General features: G+C 30.6%; 1 protein-coding gene. It reads right to left on the minus strand.

Annotated features, from left to right (window positions below; all coding sequences use genetic code 11):
- Window positions 1-208: 208 nt before the first annotated feature.
- The gene (locus FYJ27_RS12570) at window positions 209-1,387 is read right to left on the minus strand and encodes a dicarboxylate/amino acid:cation symporter (RefSeq protein WP_154485138.1); all 1,179 of its coding nucleotides are present in this window, start codon (window positions 1,385-1,387) and stop codon (window positions 209-211) included.
- Window positions 1,388-1,610: the final 223 nt, after the last annotated feature.

Raw genomic sequence — 1,610 nt, forward strand, 5'->3', positions numbered from 1 at the left:
TATTTATTTTCCATACTTGTATCGTATCACATTTTGTGTACGTTGCCAAATTATACATACACATAGTTTTATATTTGGGCTATCCATCCCACACCTAAAGAAGTGGGCTTTTCGCCCCTTGCTGTAATATTTCTTCTATTATATACCCAATAGTAATATGAAAAATATATCAAAAAACACCTCAAATAGAGATGTTTTTTGTTGCATATTATTTTATCTTCTGTGTATTTGATTCTTTTTTGAAAATCCCTGTAAGCATAAGAGCTATAGCTCCATCTCCAGTAATATTGCAAGCAGTACCAAAACTATCTTGTAATGCAAATATAGTAAGCATTAAAGCAACACCAGAATCATCAAATCCTAATATACCAGTAATAAGTCCTAAAGATGCCATAACTGTTCCTCCAGGCACTCCTGGCGCTCCTATTGCAAATACACCAAGTAATATAATAAAAGTTATCATTGAAGAAAATGGAGGAAGCTCTCCATATAAAATTTTGGATACTGTCATTACAAAGAAAACTTCCGTAAGCACAGAACCACAAAGGTGAATAGTAGAACCTATAGGAATAGCAAAATCTACTATCTCTTTATCTAGAACTTCCGATTTCCTAGCAGAACTCAAAGCTACTGGTAATGTAGCCGTACTAGACATAGTTCCTACAGCAGTCAAATATGCTGGTCCATAATGCTTAGCTACTTTCCAAGGATTTTCTTTGGATATTAAGCCTGCTATTCCATAAAGTAGTGCCAACCATATAAAATGACCTATTATTACAAGTATTATTACTTCAATAAATATAGGTAATTGCTTAGTTATACTCCCTTCATAAGCTAACCCTGCAAAAGTAGTAGCTATAAATATAGGTAGTATAGGAATAACCATCTTTTTCACAATCTCTAACATTATATTTTGAAATTCTTTAAGCAACCCATTAACTTTTTCAGATTTTGTCCAAATAACAGCAAGCCCTATAATTATGGAAAAAATTAGTGCAGACATAACCGACATCAATGGTGGTATTTCTAATTTAAATACTATTTCAGGTAATTCTTTTAGATTATCTACATTTGTTGCTATATTTAAATTTGGAATTATAGCATACCCTGCCAGTGCAGAAAATAATGCTGCACATACTGAAGACAAATAAGCTATTAAAAGGGTAGTCCCTAACATTTTACTTGCATTAGATTGCAAACTTGTTATGGAAGGAGCTATAAAACCAATTATGATTAAAGGCACACAGAAAAATATAAACTGTCCTAATATATACTTTATTGTTATTATGCCTTTAATAAATGTTTCATTTGATACAAGGCCTATAATAATTCCTAAAAAAACTCCTAAAAGAAGCTTAACAATGAGATTATCTCTTAGTTTTGACATTGAGCACACTCCTTTCATTTTTTTAATTACTTAAATGTTTTTATATATTTACCCATTTAAGTATACCATATACTCTAAATACATACTATTACTTTTTTAGAGTTTCCCCAAAATTTAATTATAAAATAGCCGTAGGCTAATTATAGAAACGCATTAGCTATTAATAGCTGTTGTGATCCCTTATTTCTAAATATAGGTTTTATGAAATTTTTAATACCAGTTT

The organism is Anaerosalibacter bizertensis (assembly GCF_009696605.1).
Classification (GTDB): Bacteria; Bacillota; Clostridia; order Tissierellales; family Sporanaerobacteraceae; genus Anaerosalibacter; species Anaerosalibacter bizertensis.

Excerpts from the sequence above, each read along its gene's own strand:
- FYJ27_RS12570 (WP_154485138.1), bottom strand. The coding sequence starts at position 1,387 with ATGTCAAAACTAAGAGATAATCTCATTGTTAAGCTTCTTTTAGGAGTT.